The sequence below is a fragment of the Streptosporangium becharense genome, from assembly GCF_014204985.1.
Taxonomy (GTDB): Bacteria; Actinomycetota; Actinomycetes; order Streptosporangiales; family Streptosporangiaceae; genus Streptosporangium; species Streptosporangium becharense.
The window spans coordinates 2,140,521-2,156,027 of the sequence record NZ_JACHMP010000001.1; the positions used below are offsets into that span (position 1 = coordinate 2,140,521).

The 15,507-nt window shown below is 70.8% G+C and carries 17 protein-coding genes; 10 read left to right on the plus strand and 7 right to left on the minus strand.

Features of this window, described 5'->3' with window-relative positions; translation table 11 throughout:
* The first annotated feature begins 244 nt into the window (after positions 1-244).
* Together F4562_RS09190 and F4562_RS09195 are read left to right on the plus strand one after the other, a co-directional pair.
* Positions 245-958, plus strand: coding sequence for a GntR family transcriptional regulator (locus F4562_RS09190; protein ID WP_184542589.1), 714 nt, complete (start codon positions 245-247; stop codon positions 956-958).
* Positions 959-1,069: 111 nt separating this feature from the next.
* Complete coding sequence (locus F4562_RS09195) at positions 1,070-1,756, plus strand: JAB domain-containing protein (protein ID WP_184542591.1); 687 nt, start codon at positions 1,070-1,072, stop codon at positions 1,754-1,756.
* A 288-nt stretch (positions 1,757-2,044) separates the two neighbouring features.
* On the opposite strand, the gene F4562_RS09200 is transcribed toward F4562_RS09195, so the two are convergent.
* Entirely contained in the window at positions 2,045-2,332 is a 288-nt protein-coding gene (locus tag F4562_RS09200) for a hypothetical protein (protein WP_221207105.1), read from the minus strand.
* Positions 2,333-2,480: 148 nt separating this feature from the next.
* On the opposite strand from F4562_RS09200, the gene F4562_RS09205 reads away from it, so the two are divergent.
* Both F4562_RS09205 and F4562_RS09210 read left to right on the plus strand, forming a co-directional pair.
* Positions 2,481-2,963: a GntR family transcriptional regulator gene (locus F4562_RS09205; RefSeq protein ID WP_184542596.1), complete on the plus strand. Its 483-nt coding sequence runs from the start codon at positions 2,481-2,483 to the stop codon at positions 2,961-2,963.
* 57 nt (positions 2,964-3,020) lie between these two features.
* Complete coding sequence (locus tag F4562_RS09210; RefSeq protein WP_184542598.1) at positions 3,021-3,506, plus strand: GntR family transcriptional regulator; 486 nt, start codon at positions 3,021-3,023, stop codon at positions 3,504-3,506.
* 82 nt (positions 3,507-3,588) lie between these two features.
* Here the strand turns inward: F4562_RS09210 and F4562_RS09215 are convergent, their stop codons facing one another.
* On the minus strand, positions 3,589-4,065 hold the full coding sequence (locus F4562_RS09215) for a peroxiredoxin (protein WP_311734033.1): 477 nt from the start codon (positions 4,063-4,065) through the stop codon (positions 3,589-3,591).
* A 230-nt stretch (positions 4,066-4,295) separates the two neighbouring features.
* On the minus strand, positions 4,296-5,264 hold the full coding sequence (locus F4562_RS09220; protein WP_311734034.1) for a DMT family transporter: 969 nt from the start codon (positions 5,262-5,264) through the stop codon (positions 4,296-4,298).
* Between the two features lie 79 nt (positions 5,265-5,343).
* Here F4562_RS09220 and F4562_RS09225 point away from each other — a divergent pair, with 79 nt between their 5' ends.
* The 4 genes from F4562_RS09225 (at position 5,344) to F4562_RS09240 (ending at position 9,234) form a co-directional block, all read left to right on the plus strand.
* Positions 5,344-6,741, plus strand: a complete 1,398-nt coding sequence (locus F4562_RS09225) for an aminotransferase-like domain-containing protein (RefSeq protein ID WP_184542602.1) — start codon at positions 5,344-5,346, stop codon at positions 6,739-6,741.
* Between the two features lie 211 nt (positions 6,742-6,952).
* The gene (locus tag F4562_RS09230) at positions 6,953-7,594 is read left to right on the plus strand and encodes a CGNR zinc finger domain-containing protein (RefSeq protein WP_184542814.1); all 642 of its coding nucleotides are present in this window, start codon (positions 6,953-6,955) and stop codon (positions 7,592-7,594) included.
* A gap of 132 nt (positions 7,595-7,726) precedes the next feature.
* Positions 7,727-8,338, plus strand: a complete 612-nt coding sequence (locus F4562_RS09235; RefSeq protein WP_184542604.1) for a GNAT family N-acetyltransferase — start codon at positions 7,727-7,729, stop codon at positions 8,336-8,338.
* A gap of 26 nt (positions 8,339-8,364) precedes the next feature.
* Complete coding sequence (locus F4562_RS09240; RefSeq protein ID WP_184542606.1) at positions 8,365-9,234, plus strand: 1,4-dihydroxy-2-naphthoate polyprenyltransferase; 870 nt, start codon at positions 8,365-8,367, stop codon at positions 9,232-9,234.
* Between the two features lie 300 nt (positions 9,235-9,534).
* Here the strand turns inward: F4562_RS09240 and F4562_RS35735 are convergent, their stop codons facing one another.
* Positions 9,535-9,669, minus strand: a complete 135-nt coding sequence (locus tag F4562_RS35735; RefSeq protein ID WP_260315990.1) for a hypothetical protein — start codon at positions 9,667-9,669, stop codon at positions 9,535-9,537.
* Between the two features lie 152 nt (positions 9,670-9,821).
* Complete coding sequence (locus tag F4562_RS09250; protein ID WP_311734035.1) at positions 9,822-10,544, minus strand: TetR/AcrR family transcriptional regulator; 723 nt, start codon at positions 10,542-10,544, stop codon at positions 9,822-9,824.
* Between the two features lie 59 nt (positions 10,545-10,603).
* Here F4562_RS09250 and F4562_RS09255 point away from each other — a divergent pair, with 59 nt between their 5' ends.
* Positions 10,604-11,569 (plus strand): NAD(P)-dependent alcohol dehydrogenase, encoded by a 966-nt coding sequence (locus tag F4562_RS09255; protein WP_184542608.1) that lies wholly within the window; start codon positions 10,604-10,606, stop codon positions 11,567-11,569.
* A 576-nt stretch (positions 11,570-12,145) separates the two neighbouring features.
* On the opposite strand, the gene F4562_RS09260 is transcribed toward F4562_RS09255, so the two are convergent.
* Together F4562_RS09260 and F4562_RS09265 are read right to left on the minus strand one after the other, a co-directional pair.
* Positions 12,146-14,437, minus strand: coding sequence for a transglycosylase domain-containing protein (locus tag F4562_RS09260; protein WP_311734036.1), 2,292 nt, complete (start codon positions 14,435-14,437; stop codon positions 12,146-12,148).
* On the minus strand, positions 14,434-14,583 hold the full coding sequence (locus F4562_RS09265) for a hypothetical protein (RefSeq protein WP_184542610.1): 150 nt from the start codon (positions 14,581-14,583) through the stop codon (positions 14,434-14,436). The genes F4562_RS09260 and F4562_RS09265 overlap by 4 nt, the downstream gene beginning before the upstream one ends.
* A gap of 232 nt (positions 14,584-14,815) precedes the next feature.
* Between F4562_RS09265 and F4562_RS09270 the strand changes: the two genes are divergently transcribed.
* Entirely contained in the window at positions 14,816-15,406 is a 591-nt protein-coding gene (locus F4562_RS09270; protein WP_184542612.1) for a TetR/AcrR family transcriptional regulator, read from the plus strand.
* Positions 15,407-15,507: the final 101 nt, after the last annotated feature.

The window sequence follows — 15,507 nt, forward strand, 5'->3', positions numbered from 1 at the left end:
GCGTCCGCGGAACCTGCGGAGAATGAGGAAGAGGCCGTCGATATGTGCTCGGGGGTACACACATCGACGACCTCTACCGTTCAATCGGGGGTGCTTACGCGGGCGTTACACGCTCTCGGCGATATTTTTCCGTCGCGCACCGAAGTGACGGCAAAGTTGGGGTTCCAAATCGCCGCCGTTACCGTGCGTTGTGCATCGAATACGCCAGGATGGGGCAACGCCCGTCGAACCCAGGGATGGACACGTGGCCAGTTCCGATCCTGTCTACCTGCGCGTCGTCGCCGACATCCGCCGTCAGATCGTCGACGGTTCCCTTCCGCCCGGCGCCCTCATCCCCTCCCGCGCTCGGCTCACCAGGAAGTACGGCGTGGGCGAGACCGCCGCCCGGCACGCGCTCCGCGTGCTCGCCGCCGAAGGACTGATCGTCGGCCGGGTCGGCTCGGGCCACTACGTGCGAGACCGGCCGGCGCTGGTCCCTCTGCACCGCTGGCGCCCGTACGACCGTCTCCCCTTCGGGGCCGACGCCCATCCCCAGGGGGGCCGTCCGGGCTGGGACCGCCGGACCGATACCGCGGAGGCCACCCCCGACATCGCCCGGCGTCTCCGGCTGGACGAATTCGCCCCGGTCATCCGCACCCGGTACGTCCTGCGCGGCGAAGGCAGGCCGGTGCAGCTCGCCACCTCCTACGAACCCGTCGAGTCCGCGCACGAGGACGGGGCACGCGGCCCCGGCCCCCGCCCGCCCATGGCCGGCGCCACGGTGACCGAGATCGTGGAGCAGGTCTATACCCGCGTCCCACAGCCCGCCGAGAGCGACGTCCTCGCCCTGCCCGCGGGTGTGCACGTCCTCCACGTCGAGCGCACCCACTGGGCCGGCGACCGCCCGGTGGAGACCAGTGACATCGTCATCCCCGGCGACCGCTTCCGCCTCGTCTACACCCACCCCCTGCATGCCTGACCTCGGCGGACCGCTTCGGAGACCGGAGCGGGGCGGCGGTCCGGAACACCCCGCCGGAATGTCGGCGCCTCCTGGTACAACCGACCTGGTTTCCTGAGCCGGAGGTGCCGATTGCGCGTCAAGGACCTGCCCCCCAACGACCAGCCCCGTGAGCGTCTGCTGTCCGGCGGCGCCACCTCCCTGGCCGACCGAGAACTCCTCGCCCTGCTCATCGGCTCCGGCAGCCGCGGCACCAACGCGATGGAACTGGCCTCCCATCTGATCGCCCACTGCGGTGACCTGCGTGGGCTGGCCCGCTCCGACGCCCATCGGCTGATGTCGGTCCCGGGCATCGGCCCGGCCAAGGCCGCACGGGTCGTCGCGGCCTTCCAGCTGGTGCGGCAGGCCCAGTCGGAGCCGGAGCGCCGCCGCGTGACCTGCTCCGACGACCTGGCCGCGGTGGCCGCCCCACTCCTGCGCGGCCTGAGTCACGAACGCGTGGTCGCGGTGGTCTGTGGCCCGAGCGGCGTGGTGATCCGCAGGACGATCGTCGGCGAGGGCGGCAGCGACCACGCCCCGGCCCCGGTCCGAGAGATCATGAGCACCGTCCTCGCCGCAGGCGGTTCCTCGTTCGGTCTGGCCCACAACCATCCCAGCGGTTCCCTCACCCCCAGCGCGGCCGACCTGGAGGTGACCGCCCGCCTCCACGACGCCGCCGAGACCCTCGGCCTGCGCTTCCTCGACCACCTGGTCGTCACCGACACGGCCTGGCGGCGCGTCCCCTGCGACCGGTCCGAGAGTGTCCGCCACCGCGGATGAGCATCCGGGCCCCGGCCTTCACCGTGCCCGCCGCATCGCACGCCCCTCCCGCCTCCTCGTCACGACCGGATGACCTCCCGGACATCCCGGTGCCACCCGGAGGAGACGAGCCCGGCAGGCAGGTGTGGGAAGGGACGCCTGCCGGGCCGTTTGCCGGCGGTCCCGCACCGGCCCCTCCGCCGGTGCGGGACCGCCGCCCGGCCTCCCTGACGTCTTACCCCTCTCAGGAAGGCCGGGGGCTTCGAGAAGCCGAGCGGGACGGTCCGCCCTCCGCTCGGCATGGGCCTGTCAACGGGCCGCACCCATCAGTAGCCGGAACCACAGCTCCCGCGCCTGTTTCGCGATCTCCCAGGGCGACTCGTGCACGACCGTCGCCCCGTTGGCCCTCGTCTCCGTCCTGCGGACGAACAGCAGCCCGCCCGACTGGCAGAGCTCGTAGAAGACGCTCCCGCAGTCACAGGTGTACTCCTGCACCCGCACCCGGTCGGACCTCGGCCGCTGCGGCCGCCAGTCGACGCGTTCGTACCTGATCTGCGGCGGGGCGACGTGGCGGCTGTGATGTCGCTCGAACGACACCCCGGCCACCACGACGCCCCTGTCTCTCGCCCGTCCACACGAGCATCATACGTCTAGTTGTATCTCCTCGTCTAATCATCCGTCGCGTTTCGCCTTTGCGGATGTTCCGATATGAGCATGTACGTGCTCGTTCGCCTATATTCCGAATGTGCTCGATCACGACGGAGACACTCACCTCTACCTGCAGATCGCGGAGATCATCCGGCAGCGGATCACGGAGGCGGCCCTCCCCTCGGGGCACGCTGTCCCGAGCGAGGCGGACATCCGCAGCGAGTTCGGCGTCGCCCGCACGACCGCCAGGAAGGCGATGCAGATCCTTCGTGACGAAGGGCTCGTCTACACCGTGCAGGGTGAGGGGACGTTCGTCGGCCCACCCGACGGGGGAGTCCGCCGGCCGCGCAGGATCCCCATGTACCAGCAGATCGCGGAAGACGTCGCCGAACGCATCCGCGGCGGCGATCTACGCCCGCGCCGTCCCATCCCCAGTGAGACGACGCTGATGCAGCAGTACGACGTGGCGAGGGAGACCGTGCGGCGCGCGGTCGGCGTTCTCCGCGAGCAGGGCTGGATCTACACGGTGCCGCAACGCGGCAGTTACGTCTCCGCCGAGGAGGAGTGGCCCGGGAGGTGACGGCGCCGTTCGCGGATTCGCCGGTGGAACCGGTTCCCGGATGTCTAGCGTGGGAGCGTGCTCGATCGAGACGGCCCCGTGCCCCTGTACAAGCAGGTCGCCGACCTCGTGCAGCGTCACATCGACGACGGCGATCTCGGTCCCGGGGAGGCCGTCCCCAGCGAGGCGGAGCTCGAGGCCGGCTACGGCATCGCGCGCACCACGGCCCGCCGTGTGACCCGCGAGCTCCGGGAGCGGGGGCTGGTGCACACCGTCCACGGCAAGGGCACCTTCGTCGGCCCGGCGGGAACCCGGCTGCACCGGCGGACGACCCCGTTGTACGAGGAGATCGCCATGGAGATCGCCGGGATGATCCGGCGTGGCGCGCTCAGGGCCGGTCGCCGGATTCCCGACGAGAAAACGCTCATGGAGCGCTACGGGGTCGCCCGGGTGACCGTGCGCAACTCGGTCGCGTTCCTTCGCGAGCAGGGCTGGGTCGTCACCGCCGGCCGTCGCGGCACCTACGTGTCGCCACCCGAGAGGTGGCCCGATCCCCCCGACTGAGGCCGGGCGGCAGGAGGACGAGCACCGCGGCCGGCGGGCACATGACCGGGCGTCCCGGTGGGCGGCGGCCCTCGCGTCCGGGTCAGGGGTAGGGACGGGAGCGGAGGACCTCCAGGGCTCGGTCGGCGTGGGCCTCCATCGCGCTCTCGCTGTGGATCACGGCCAGGATGCTGCGGTCCACGTCGATGACGAAGGTCATCCGGCGGGTGAGGAACGGCCCCACCGCGATGGCGCGACGGGCGCCGAAGCGGCGGGCGACGGTGCCGTCCGGGTCGGACAGCAGCGGGAAGCCCAACTGGTTGGACTCGGCGAACCTTGCCTGGCGCTCGACCCTGTCGCGGCTGATCCCGATCCTGCTCGCGCCGACCTCGGCGAAGTCGGCGGCCAGGTTCCGAAAGTGGCAGCTCTCCGCCGTACACCCGGACGTCATGGCGGCCGGGTAGAAGAACAGCACCACCGGTCCTTTGGCCAGGAAGTCGGTGAGCCGCCGCGGCGTCCCCGTCTCGTCGAGAAGCTCGAAGTCCCCGACCACGTCTCCCACCGCCAGGCTCACACCCACGACATGTCTCCCAACGTCACTGGAGGGCCTCCACCGGCCGTACCGGGCCTTCGCGACCGGGTGGCGGAGGAGGTCGGCGTTCCGGCCCCCATTGTCGACCGACTCACCTGCCGGAGCAAAACTCCAGAATGACCAGGTTGCGACATTTCTGTTAGGTGATGAAGGATTCCAGAGCACGATCGTCGTACCGGAGCTCCGCAAGTATGCACATGTCGGGGTTCCGGAGACCGCTACGTCGGCGTGCCGGAGGAGACACGCCGCTCCGGCGTGCCGGAGCGGAGGCGTCCCGCCGGAACCGCCGAGCGCGTCCGCTGCGTCAGGGCGACGCACGCGAGGACGACCAGTGCCGCGACGACCGTGGCCGGGCCGAACCTCTCGCCGAGCAGGAGCCAGGCCCACAGCAGCGTCAGCAACGGCTGGACGAGCTGGGTCTGCCCGGCGCGCGCGATCCCGCCGATGGCCATGCCCGCGTACCAGGGGATGAAGCCGAGGAACATCGAGACCAGGCCGGCGTAGGCGAACCCGGCCAGCGACACGGCGTCCGGCCGCATGCCGGTGGTCAGCGCCAGTACCGCGGTGACCGGCACGGTCAGCGGGGCGACGACGACCAGGGCGTAGGAGATCACCCGCCACCCGGGGGTCTCACGGGCCAGGCGCCCGCCCTCGGTGTATCCGACGGCGGCCGACAGCAATGCGCCGACGAGCAGCAGGTCGGCTCCGGTGATGTGGCCGTCGCCCGCACCGAGGGTGAAGATCGTGATCGACATCGCGCCGAGCCCGCAGGCCACCCAGAACAGCGGCCGGGGCCGCTCCCCCGCCCGCGCCACGGCGCAGACCGCGGTGGCCGCGGGCAGCAACCCGATCACCACGGCGGAGTGTGCGGCGCTCGCCCCGGCGTCGAGCGCCACGCCGCTGAGAAGGGGGAAACCGAGCGCCACCCCGGCCCCGATGGCGAGATACGACCGGAGCTGGGATCTGGGCGGCAGCAGCGGCGCTCTGGCCACGAGCAGGAACGCCACCGCCGCGACCGCGGCGATCACGGCCCGCCCGAACGCCACGAGGTAGGGGTCGAAGCCCTCCATCGCGAAGATCGTCGCGGGGAACGAGCCCGAGAACGCCAGCACTCCGAGCCCTGCCAGGAGCGTGCCCCGCCACGCGGTGCCCGCAGGGTTCGCCGTCCGCCCGCCCGGAGAGATCACGGGCCCGCGTCCGGCGGACGGAGTCTCGCCGTCCGCGACCGCTACTCGATCCGGAGCGATAGCGCTATTCTTATCTCTCATGAATGACGATAGCAGTATCGTCCGGTTGGCCGCCATCCTGCGTGAGGAGACGCGGCGGCTGCGTCCCGGCGACAGGCTGCCGTCAAGCCGCGAGCTGGTCCGGACGCACAACGTGAGCCCGGTGACCGTCTCCCGGGCGCTCGGGCAACTCGCCGCCGAAGGACTGGTGATCACGAAGCCGGGCAGCGGGGCGTACGTCGCCCCCGCGGTCACGCGGCGCGACGACGCGGCCGACCTGTCCTGGCAGACGGTGGCGCTCGGCGACCGGGTGGTGGACGACACCGAGATGATCGGCCTGCTGACGCCCCCGCCCGACGGGGTCATCCCGCTCACGGGGGGCTATCTCAATCCGGCCCTGCGGCCGTCGAAGGCGTTGTCGGGCGCCGCCTCCCGGGCACTGCGCCGCCCCGACGCGTGGGCGGCGCCGCCGCTGACCGGTCTCCCCGAACTGCGCAGGTGGTTCGCGCAGGAGCTCGGCGGCGACGTCACCCCGGCGGACGCGCTGGTCGTCAACGGTGGGCAGGCCGCGCTCACCCACACCTTCCGTGCGATCGCCGCCCCGGGCACCCCCATACTCGTCGAGACCCCCACCTACCCGGGCGCGCTGGCCTCGGCACGCGCCGCCGGGCTCCGGGCGACGGCGGTGCCGGTGGACCGTGACGGAGTGCGGCCGGAGCTCCTGGCGGAGGCGTTCGCCGTCACCGGCGCCCGGGTCTTCTACTGCCAGCCGACCCTGCACAACCCCACCGGGGCGACCCTCAGCCTCGAACGGCGCCGACAGGTGCTGGCGATCGCCCGCGCCGCGGGGGCGTTCGTGATCGAGGACGACTACGCCCGCTACTTCACCGCAGCCCCCGCGCCGCCCCCGATGATCTCGCTGGACGGCCACGGCACGGTCGTGCACATCAACTCGTTGACCAAGGCCCTGTCTCCCAGCATGCGGATCGCCGGGGTCGTCGCCCGGGGCCCGGTCGCGCGACGGCTGCGGGCGAGCCAGGTCGTGGAGTCGTCCTTCGTCGCCAGACCGCTGCAGGAGGCGGCGCTGGAGTTCATCAGCTCCTCCGCCTGGCGGCGCCACCTGGCCACGTTGGGCACCGAGCTGACCGTCCGCAGAGACGCGCTCGCCGCCGCCCTGACCGCCCGGGTGCCCGCCGCCGAGATCCATCTCATTCCCCGGGGCGGCCTGCACATGTGGTTACGGCTCCCGGCCGACCGGGACGAGGACGCCGTGGTGGAGGCCGCTCGGCTGGCGGGCGTCCTGGTGAGCCCCGGACGCATCTACTACCCGGCCGAACCTCCGGGGCCGCGCATCCGGGTGACCCACTCGGCTCCGATCCACGTGGCGGAGCTGGTCGAGGGCGTCCGCCGCCTCGCGACGGCCCTGGACGGATCCTGACCTCCGCCGCGCTCGGACAGCGCCCGGCGCGCTGAACACGATCATGACCTTTCCCCTGATCCGGCCCGCGTTTCCGGCTTTCCCGGATCGCGAGACAGGCCAGGTAGCACATGTCGACCCCTTGGAGACACCACTGAAAACACTATGAAGGTGTCGAGCTGAATACAACCTCCTAATGGCATACAGTGGTTGCGAAGAGGTGAGCGAGAACATGGACAACCCCTCGGACCTGGTGATCGACTTCGTGAACACCTACGACGTCGAGAGCGGCACCGACACGATCCCCACCCCGGCCGCGCTGGTCGCGTGGCTCGGCGGACGAGGTCTGATCGGGCCGGGTGAAACGGCCGGCGAGGGCGACCTGACGACGGCCGTCGCGCTTCGCGAGAGCCTCCGCTCGGCACTCCGCCACAACCACGACAACCGCGGTCCGGGCATACGCGACCAGGGCGACCCCGCGGCGGGCGATCGCGACCCGGACGACGCGGGGCCCGGCGGGAACGGAGCGCACGGCGGACACGCGGCTCCACCCGAGGTTCCGGAGGCGGCGCGGGTGTTCGCCGCGCTTCCCTTGCGGGTCGCGCTGACCCCCGGCGGACCGGTGCTGGAGCCCGTCGAGGACGGGGTGCGCGGAGGGCTGGCCGGGATCGTCGCCGCCGTCGTGAGCACCCGCGCCGACGGCGTCTGGCCGCGGCTGAAGGTGTGCACCGAGAGCACCTGCCAATGGGCGTTCGTCGACTCGTCGAAGAACCGTTCGCGGTCGTGGTGCTCCATGAGAGTCTGCGGCAACCGGACGAAGACACGGGCATATCGGGCTCGACGGCAGGCGGAGACGGGTTCGCGTCGTCTCTGAGTCGGATTCCCCGATACGGTGTAAGGGCCTGCCTCACGGATCCACCCGCCTGATGCCCGCTCGCGTGGCACGAGATCCGCGAGACAGCGCGTTCCGAGGCGACGGCAGACGGCAGATAAGGAGCGGGCCGAGATGGCAGACGTAGGCGTGCGGGCGGCTCGGCACGAGGATGTCGCCGCGGTGACGAGCACCCAGATCCGCGCGTGGAGATACGGCTACCGGGATTTCCTTCCCGAAGGACCGCTGGACCAGATGACCGGCCCGGCGGCCGAGAGAATGTGGCGGCTCCAGTGGGAGGACGCGATAACCTCCCCGCCCAGCTCCCGGCACCGGGTGCTCGTCGCCGTCGAGCAGGTCGTCCTCGACACCGATGCCTTCCCCGCGCTCGGCCCGGGCGGCATCGAGGCCATGGCGGCGATGCAAGGTGCGGAGAAGGTGGTGGGCCTGGCCTCGCACGCTCCGGCGGAAGACCCCGACCTCGACCCGACCACCACCGGCGAGATGCTCACGTTCCTGATCGACCCCGACCACGTCCGGCGGGGCCACGGCAGCCGGCTGCTGAACGCCACGGTCGACTACCTGCGTGAAGACGGCTACCGTACGGTCGTGACCTGGGCCTTCGCCGACAACTACCCGCTTCTCGGCTTCCTGGAGTCGGCCGGGTGGGGTGACGACGGGGCCGAGCGGGTCATCGACATGGGCCGCACGGTGCGGATGGTCCGCCTGGCGACCGACATCAGCTAGTCCCGGAGAGGAAACACCGCAACACCATGGCCACCCCGAGCCAGTGGATCGCCGGAGCGCGTCCGCGCACCCTCCCTGCCGCCGTCGTCCCCGTCGCCGTCGGCACCGGGGTGGCGATCGGATACGGCGGGGCGGTCTGGTGGAGGGCCCTGCTGGCGCTCTTCGTGGCGCTCGCCCTCCAGGTGGGCGTCAACTACTCCAATGACTACAGCGACGGAGTGCGCGGCACCGACGACGACCGGGTCGGCCCGATGCGCCTGGTCGGCTCGAGTGCCGCACCGCCCCGCCAGGTTCTCACCGCCGCCCTGTCCTGTTTCCTGGCCGCCGCGGTGGCGGGCCTGGTGCTGGTGGTGGCCACCCGGGCGTGGTGGCTGCTGCTGGTCGGCGCGGTGTCCATCGCCGCGGCCTGGTTCTACACCGGCGGCTCCACGCCGTACGGTTACCGCGCTCTCGGTGAGATCTCGGTGTTCGTGTTCTTCGGGCTGGTCGCCGTGGCGGGCACCACGTATGTCCAGCTCGAATGGCTCCCCTGGCTCGCGGTCGCGGCGGCGGTCCCCGTGGGCCTGCTGGCGTGCGCGATGCTGGTGATCAACAACCTGCGTGACATCGTGACCGACGGCCCGGCGGGCAAACGCACCCTGGCCGTGGTGCTGGGTGAGCGCCGCACGCGGCTGCTGTACGTCCTCTGCCTGACGGTGCCGCTCGCCGTCGCCCTGGCCGTCGTGCCGTGGCAGCCGTTCGCCGCGCTGGCCCTGCTCTCAGCCCCGCTCGCCGTCGCGCCCGTCACGGCCGTCATGGGCGGCGCCACCGGCCCCGCCCTCATCGCCACACTCCAGCAGACGGGCCGCTTCCAACTCGTGTACGGCCTGCTGTTCACCGTCGGCCTGGCGCTCTGACGCCCGGGAGCCCGTCCGACGCTGGACCGTTTCGGTCTGGCGCTCCGCTTCCGGTGGAGGTTCGTCCCGGTATCGCAGCGCATCAAAGGAAACCCTCGGCCGGGCCGGTGTTCGTCCCGGTGTCGCACAGCATCGGAGGACACCCCTCCGGCAGGACCGCGGCGGAACGGAAGTGCTCACCTCCGCCGCGGACCGGGATCGGGGGTCGAGCAGCAATGGAACGGTCAGTGGCGTTAGCGAGGCGTCGGGGCGCGACTTACCGCCACTCGCCGTTCCGGTCCGGGTGGCTGCCGGGGCGGTCTACGAATCCTTGGCGTCTGCGAGGGTCTTGTGGACGACGCCGACGGAGACCTTGACGCCGGCGGCGATGGTGCGGATGGATTCCCCGCGCTGGCGGCGGGCGAGGATGGCGGCGCGTTTGTCGTCGTCGACCACGGGTCGGCGGCCGCCGACCCGGCCGCGGCGGCGGGCCGCCTCCAGGCCGTCCTTGGTCTTGCGGACGATGTCGCGGCGCTGGTCCTCGGACAGGGCCAGGGCCAGATCGAGAATCAGGGAGCGCTCGGTGTGCTCGCCGGCCGCGATGCCCTTCAGGCTCTGGGGGCTCGCTGCCGCTGGGAACTGTCAGCTGCAAGCGGGAGACTGCGCAGTGTCAGTCCAGTCGGCGCAGGCAGCGGCTCGTTGGCCGTGTCGGCGCGGAACGACTGGAGCAGGTAGGCCACCAGGCGCCGGGACGCTGCATCGTCGCCCGGTAGGGCGGTCACCAGACCACAGTGTGCCAACAGGACCACGGCGAGATCGGAAGGGTGAAAATCGGCCCGCAGAGCGCCCGACGCCTGAGCCCTGCGTACCAGGGTTGCGAAGCCCCGCTCGGCTCGTTGCCGAGACTGCGCGTGTTGCGACGTGCTTTCCGGGAAGGCCGCGACGAACGCGGCCGGGAACCCGCGTTCCTCCCGTTGCAGAGCGCAGACCGTCTCGATCAACTGCTGGAATCCCTGCCACGGGTCAGGGGCGGCCAGAGCCTCGGTGAGCGCTCGCACACAGGTGTCCATCTGCTGCGCGAACGCGCCCCGCACCAGGGCGTCCCGGGTCGGGAAATGCCGATACAGCGTCGCCACGCCAACTCCGGCCCGACGCGCCACGGTCGCCATCGGGGCGTCGATCCCGTACTCCGCGAAGACCACGCGGGCGGCGGCGAGGACGCGCTCCCGATTGCGCCGGGCGTCGGCCCGCAGCCCGCCTTGGGCTGCGATCCGAGAGGATTCCACCATCACTGCCTCTCGCTTCGGGTCAAAACGGACGATTGCATCCACTTAGGAGCCTACCGTCGGTGTTGGTTCCTTGTACGACGACCGGCGGCAAAGGCAGAACGATGAACGACCGCATGATGAAAGCTGTGCTCTACGACCGCTACGGCGGCCCCGATGTGCTGTACCTGGGCCGCGTGCCACGCCCCGAGCCGGCCGCCGGCGAGGTACTGGTGAAGGTGCACGCGTTCAGCGTCAACGGCGGAGAACTGGCAGCCCGAGCCGGCCGCGTCCGCCTCGTGACCGGCCGGAAATTCCCCCAGCGTGTCGGCTTGGACTTCACCGGCGAGGTCGCCGCATTGGGGGCCGGAGTCACACGGCTCGCGGGCGGCGACCGCGTATGGGGGGTCTTGGGCCGCACCTCCGGGTTCGGCAGCGCCGCCGAGTACGTGACCGTGCCTGCCGAGCGGATCGGCCTGGTCCCTGACGGGCTGGATCTGGTGGACGCTGCCGCGCTGCCGGTGGCCACCACGGCCGTCACCGCCCTACGGGACAAAGCCGGGCTGCGCTCCGGCGAACGACTCCTCGTCCGGGGCGCGGCGGGCGGCGTCGGCAACGCCGCCGTCCAGCTCGGACGGGCGTACGGCGCCGAGGTCACGGCCCTCGCCCGTGCAGCCAACCTCGACTTCGTCCGCGGGCTCGGCGCGCACAAGGCCGTCGACCACCGGGGCGTCCGCCCGGCGGAACTGGGCCGCTTCGACGTGGTCCTGGACACCGCGGGGACCGACCTGCGGACCTTCCGGCGCCTACTGAATCCTGGCGGGCGCATGGTCACCATCGCCTTCGACCTGGAACGGCCCGCGGCATCGCTCGGCTACCTCGCGGCCAGCGCGATCCACGGACGTGGCCGGGTGCGCTTCTTCAGCGGCAACCCCACGCAGGGGCACTTGGACGATCTCGCCCGTCATGTGGTCGAGGGCAAGCTGAGCCCCGCGGTGGACACGGTCTTCCCCCTGGAGGAGACCGCAGCGGCCCACTGGGCGCTGGAGGCGGGCGGCGTCCGGGGCAAGTACGTGGTCAGGGTCGCGTAGGACCCCCGTGGAGGTGCCGATCACAGCCACTCGTTGATGGCCGCTACGAGGGGTCCCCGTAGTACTCGCGAAAAACCGGGCGGATATGACCCTGGCCTGGTTTTTCGCAAGCGGTCCGCGGCCGGGCCCCCGGGGTTCGTGAGGGTCCGATGCGGCCTGTTATGCCTCTCGGAGAGGGCGGGTTTCGGCGCTCTACTGCCGAACAGTCCACGGGACCGAATCGGCAGAGGACGAGGATGGAGGCGTTTACCTCGGCTGGTGCCGCTGGGTGACCGGAAAGAGTTTGGGTTCTGTCAGGTCTGCGACCCAGTGCGGTGCGTTTCTACCGCACCCATACTAAGGAATAACCTCTGGGTTCCCGAGTGCCTCTCCAGGTCATTCGGCTCAGGACCAGGGCGTTTTCCATGTAGAGCACGTCGCTCCGGTGGTTGAGGAGATCTCGGAATCGGTGAGGCTTCTTCCTCGTCGCTGAGATTTTTGTAGCGGTGGTGAAGTCGAGGAGTCGCGTGCCGGGCCGGAGATCGGCGATGCGGATCTCCGGCCCGGCGTCTCCCCGCAGCACGCGGTCCCGAGGGGCTATCGGTCCTGCGGCCCCTGGATCACGTTGTTGTCACCGCCCCGGCCGTTTCCTCTGTTGCCGCCACGGCCGTTGCCCCTGTTGTCCCCACGGTCGCCGTCGTCGCCCCCCTCGTCGCTCCGCGGCGGACGCACGGGTGCGCAGCCCTGCCCGCAGCCGCCGAAGCGCGCGGCGTTGATCGGGGTGAAGGGCGTGGCCTTCACCCCCTTCAGCGCGGCCAGCATGGTGTCCTTCCAGATCGGCCCGGGGATGGTGGCCCCGAAGACCGAACCGTAGTACCTGCCGCCGATGGTGACGCCGTTGAGCTTGTGATTCTGCGAGCCGCGCGGGTCGCCGATGCTCACCGCGCCAGCCAGGTCGGGGGTGAACCCGGCGAACCAGGCGGTGGCCTGGTTGTCGGTGGTACCGGTCTTGCCCGCGGCGTCGCGGCCGGGCAGCCCGCCCACCGCCCGCATCGTGCCCTTGGTGAACACCCCGGCCAGGATGTGCGCCGTGGCGTCGGCGACCTCCGGATCCAGCGCCTGCCGGCACTTGGGCCGGTAGTCGGTCACCTTGCCGTTGCGGTCGACGATCTGGGTGATGGCCATCGGCGCGCAGTACTTCCCGCGCGCTCCGATCGCGGCGTAGGCGTTGGCCACGGTCACCGGGTCCATCTCGTTGATGCCGAGGGTGAAGGTCTCGTACTCCTGCAGCGGCAGCCCGTCGGCGCGCTTGATCCCCAGCGACTTGGCGGTCTGCACGGTGTCACACAGGCCGACCCGCTGCTCCAACTCCAGGAAGAAGGTGTTGACCGACCCCCAGGTGCCGGTCTGCAGCGTCTTGAAACCGGGATTGCCCTCATCGTTGGTGACGGTGTGCGTCGGGTCGCCGATGTTCTCGCCCTTGCAGTTCTTGAACGACGCATACCCCGGCGCACGGTAGCCGGCGCCGGCGGTGAGACCATCGTTGATCTTCATGCCCTTCTTCAGCGCCGTGATCAACGTGAACGTCTTGAACGTCGAGCCGGGCTGGAACCCCACCCCTCCGCCGTGCGCCGCGTCCGCCACGACGTTGTACGACATCTCGTTGCGGGCCTTGGAGGTGCCGTACTTCCGGCTGGCCGCCATCGCCTTGATCGCCCCGGTGCCCGGCTGGATCAGGGCCTGGGAGGCGACCGGGTTGTCGGAGGCGTACACCCACTTCTTGATGGCCCGCTCGGCCGCCGCCTGCATCCGGGGGTCCAGCGTCGTCTTGATCGTCAGACCGCCGCGGTTGAGGAAGCGGGTACGGGCCTTCTCGGTCTTGCCGAACGCCGGATTACGCAGGATCTCGCTGCGCACGTACATGCAGAAGTAGGGATACGGGCTGGCCGTGCACCCGCCGGGCAGCGGGGTGCCCTTGTAGCCCAGCTTCCGGGCTTTGGCCTGGTCGGCCTCCTGCTGGGAGATCTTGCCGAGCTCCGCCATCCGGTCCAGCACCACGTTGCGCCGCTCCAGCAGCCGCTGCCGGTTCTTCCTGCCGCCCTCGGGGTCGGTGTTGATCGGCAACTGCACCGCCGCGGCCAGTGTCGCCGCCTGCGCCAGGTCCAGCTCCGCGGCCGGCACCCCGAAGAACCGCTTGGCCGCGGCCTCGATACCGTTGGCTCCGGCCCCGAAATAGGCGATGTTCAGATACTTCTCCAGGATCTCGTCCTTGGTGTATTTCTCCTCCACCGCCATCGCGTAGCGCAGCTCGTTGAGCTTGCGCGCGTAGCTGGCCTCCAGCGCCTTCTCCTTCTCCTCCCGGGTGACGGCGGTGTTCAGCAGCACCTGCTTGACGTACTGCTGGGTGATGCTGGAGCCGCCCTGGGCCACCCCGCCCGAGGAGAGGTTCTTGGCGAAGGCCCGGATGGTGCCCTCGATGTCGATCGGGCCGTGCTCGTAGAAGCGGTAGTCCTCGATCGAGATGATCGCCGTCTTCATCACCTCGGAGACCCTGTCGAGCGGCACGACCTCGCGGTACTCCTCGTAGAACTGCGCGATCTGCCGACCCCGGGCGTCCAGCACCGTCGTCTTCTCCGCCAGCGGCGGCTCCTCCAGAGCCTCCGGTCTGAGGTTCAGCTGGTCCGACGCGGTGACGACCATCGCCCCCGCCCCACCCACGGCGGGCAGGGCGAGCCCCGCCACCAGCATCCCCCCGACGACCCCCATCACGGCCAGGCGCATGACGCCCGACCCGGCCGACACCCGGACCAGGGGACGACGCGCGCGTTTCCCCTCCTGCCCGGCGGGGTGGCCCTCCTCAGCCGGGTTCGACTCGCTGAAGATGTTCATTCGGCCACACCGGCGGCGGAATCCACGACGACCGCACGAACGTGGTCGCTCTTCGCGATGAGGCCGGCCGCCGACCGGCCCGCAAGCCGAGCCGGCCCGCCGGGCGACAGCCCGGCGGCGGGCAGAGGTGCGACGGGCGCGTCCATCAATCCCCTCCTACTACCATTAGGATATATCCTTAAGCCTATAGGCAAATTAAGACCGACGCGTACTTTTGCGACATTTGCCAGGAAGGGCGGGCAGCCCGCACGGCCCGAACCGAGTGACGGCGATCGCCATGCTCGCCCCGAAGGCGCCATTCAACCAAACGTTCACCTGGAGCAGCGAATCCTACAAGTATTAGGATTAGCCCTACAGCCCATAGGCAAGGGATGAATGATGCGCAAGGGACTCACCCGGCAGGCGACGATCGACGCTGCGATCGCCTACGCCGACCGGCACGGCCTCGACGCCCTGTCCATCAGCGCGTTGGCCCGCCATCTGGGCGTGGCCGCCCCCAGCCTGTACGTCCACCTGCCCGGTGGCCTGCGTGAGCTACGAGCCGCGCTCTGCGCCAGGGGACACCTCGACATCGCCGAACGCTGCCGCCGCGCCGCCACCGGCCGCTCCGGAGCCGACGCCCTGCGTGCCCTGGCCCACGCCCAGCGTGACTACGCCCGCGACCACCCCGCCCTCTACGCGGCCACCGGTCTCGCCATCGACGGCCACGGCGGCGACGAGGTCCGCCGTGCCGCCGACGAGGCGGCGGCGGTCGCCGCCGACGTCCTGGCCACCGGTGCGTTCGCCGAGTCCTCCCGCGTACACGCCGCCCGGGGGATCCGCAGCGCCGTCCAGGGTTTCTGCGCGCTGGAGGCGGCCGGGATGTTCGCGTTGGACGTCTCCGTCGACGAGAGCTTCTCCTGGCTCGTCGAGGCGCTTGTGTCCGGGGCCATGAGCCCGGTGGAGGCCGGCACCGCGGACCGTTCGTGAACCCCCGCGCGACCGGGCCACCGCCGCCTCGGGTGAGGCGGCGCCTCACCCGGTCCGCCGCTCCACCCAAGGCGCTCCATCCCACCCGGGCCATCGCGACC

Excerpts from the sequence above, each read along its gene's own strand:
- F4562_RS09225 (WP_184542602.1), top strand. The coding sequence starts at position 5,344 with ATGAATGACGATAGCAGTATCGTCCGGTTGGCCGCCATCCTGCGTGAG.
- F4562_RS09265 (WP_184542610.1), bottom strand. The coding sequence starts at position 14,583 with ATGGACGCGCCCGTCGCACCTCTGCCCGCCGCCGGGCTGTCGCCCGGC.
- F4562_RS09230 (WP_184542814.1), top strand. The coding sequence starts at position 6,953 with ATGGACAACCCCTCGGACCTGGTGATCGACTTCGTGAACACCTACGAC.
- F4562_RS09255 (WP_184542608.1), top strand. The coding sequence starts at position 10,604 with ATGAACGACCGCATGATGAAAGCTGTGCTCTACGACCGCTACGGCGGC.
- F4562_RS09235 (WP_184542604.1), top strand. The coding sequence starts at position 7,727 with ATGGCAGACGTAGGCGTGCGGGCGGCTCGGCACGAGGATGTCGCCGCG.
- F4562_RS09270 (WP_184542612.1), top strand. The coding sequence starts at position 14,816 with ATGCGCAAGGGACTCACCCGGCAGGCGACGATCGACGCTGCGATCGCC.
- F4562_RS09260 (WP_311734036.1), bottom strand. The coding sequence starts at position 14,437 with ATGAACATCTTCAGCGAGTCGAACCCGGCTGAGGAGGGCCACCCCGCC.
- F4562_RS09240 (WP_184542606.1), top strand. The coding sequence starts at position 8,365 with ATGGCCACCCCGAGCCAGTGGATCGCCGGAGCGCGTCCGCGCACCCTC.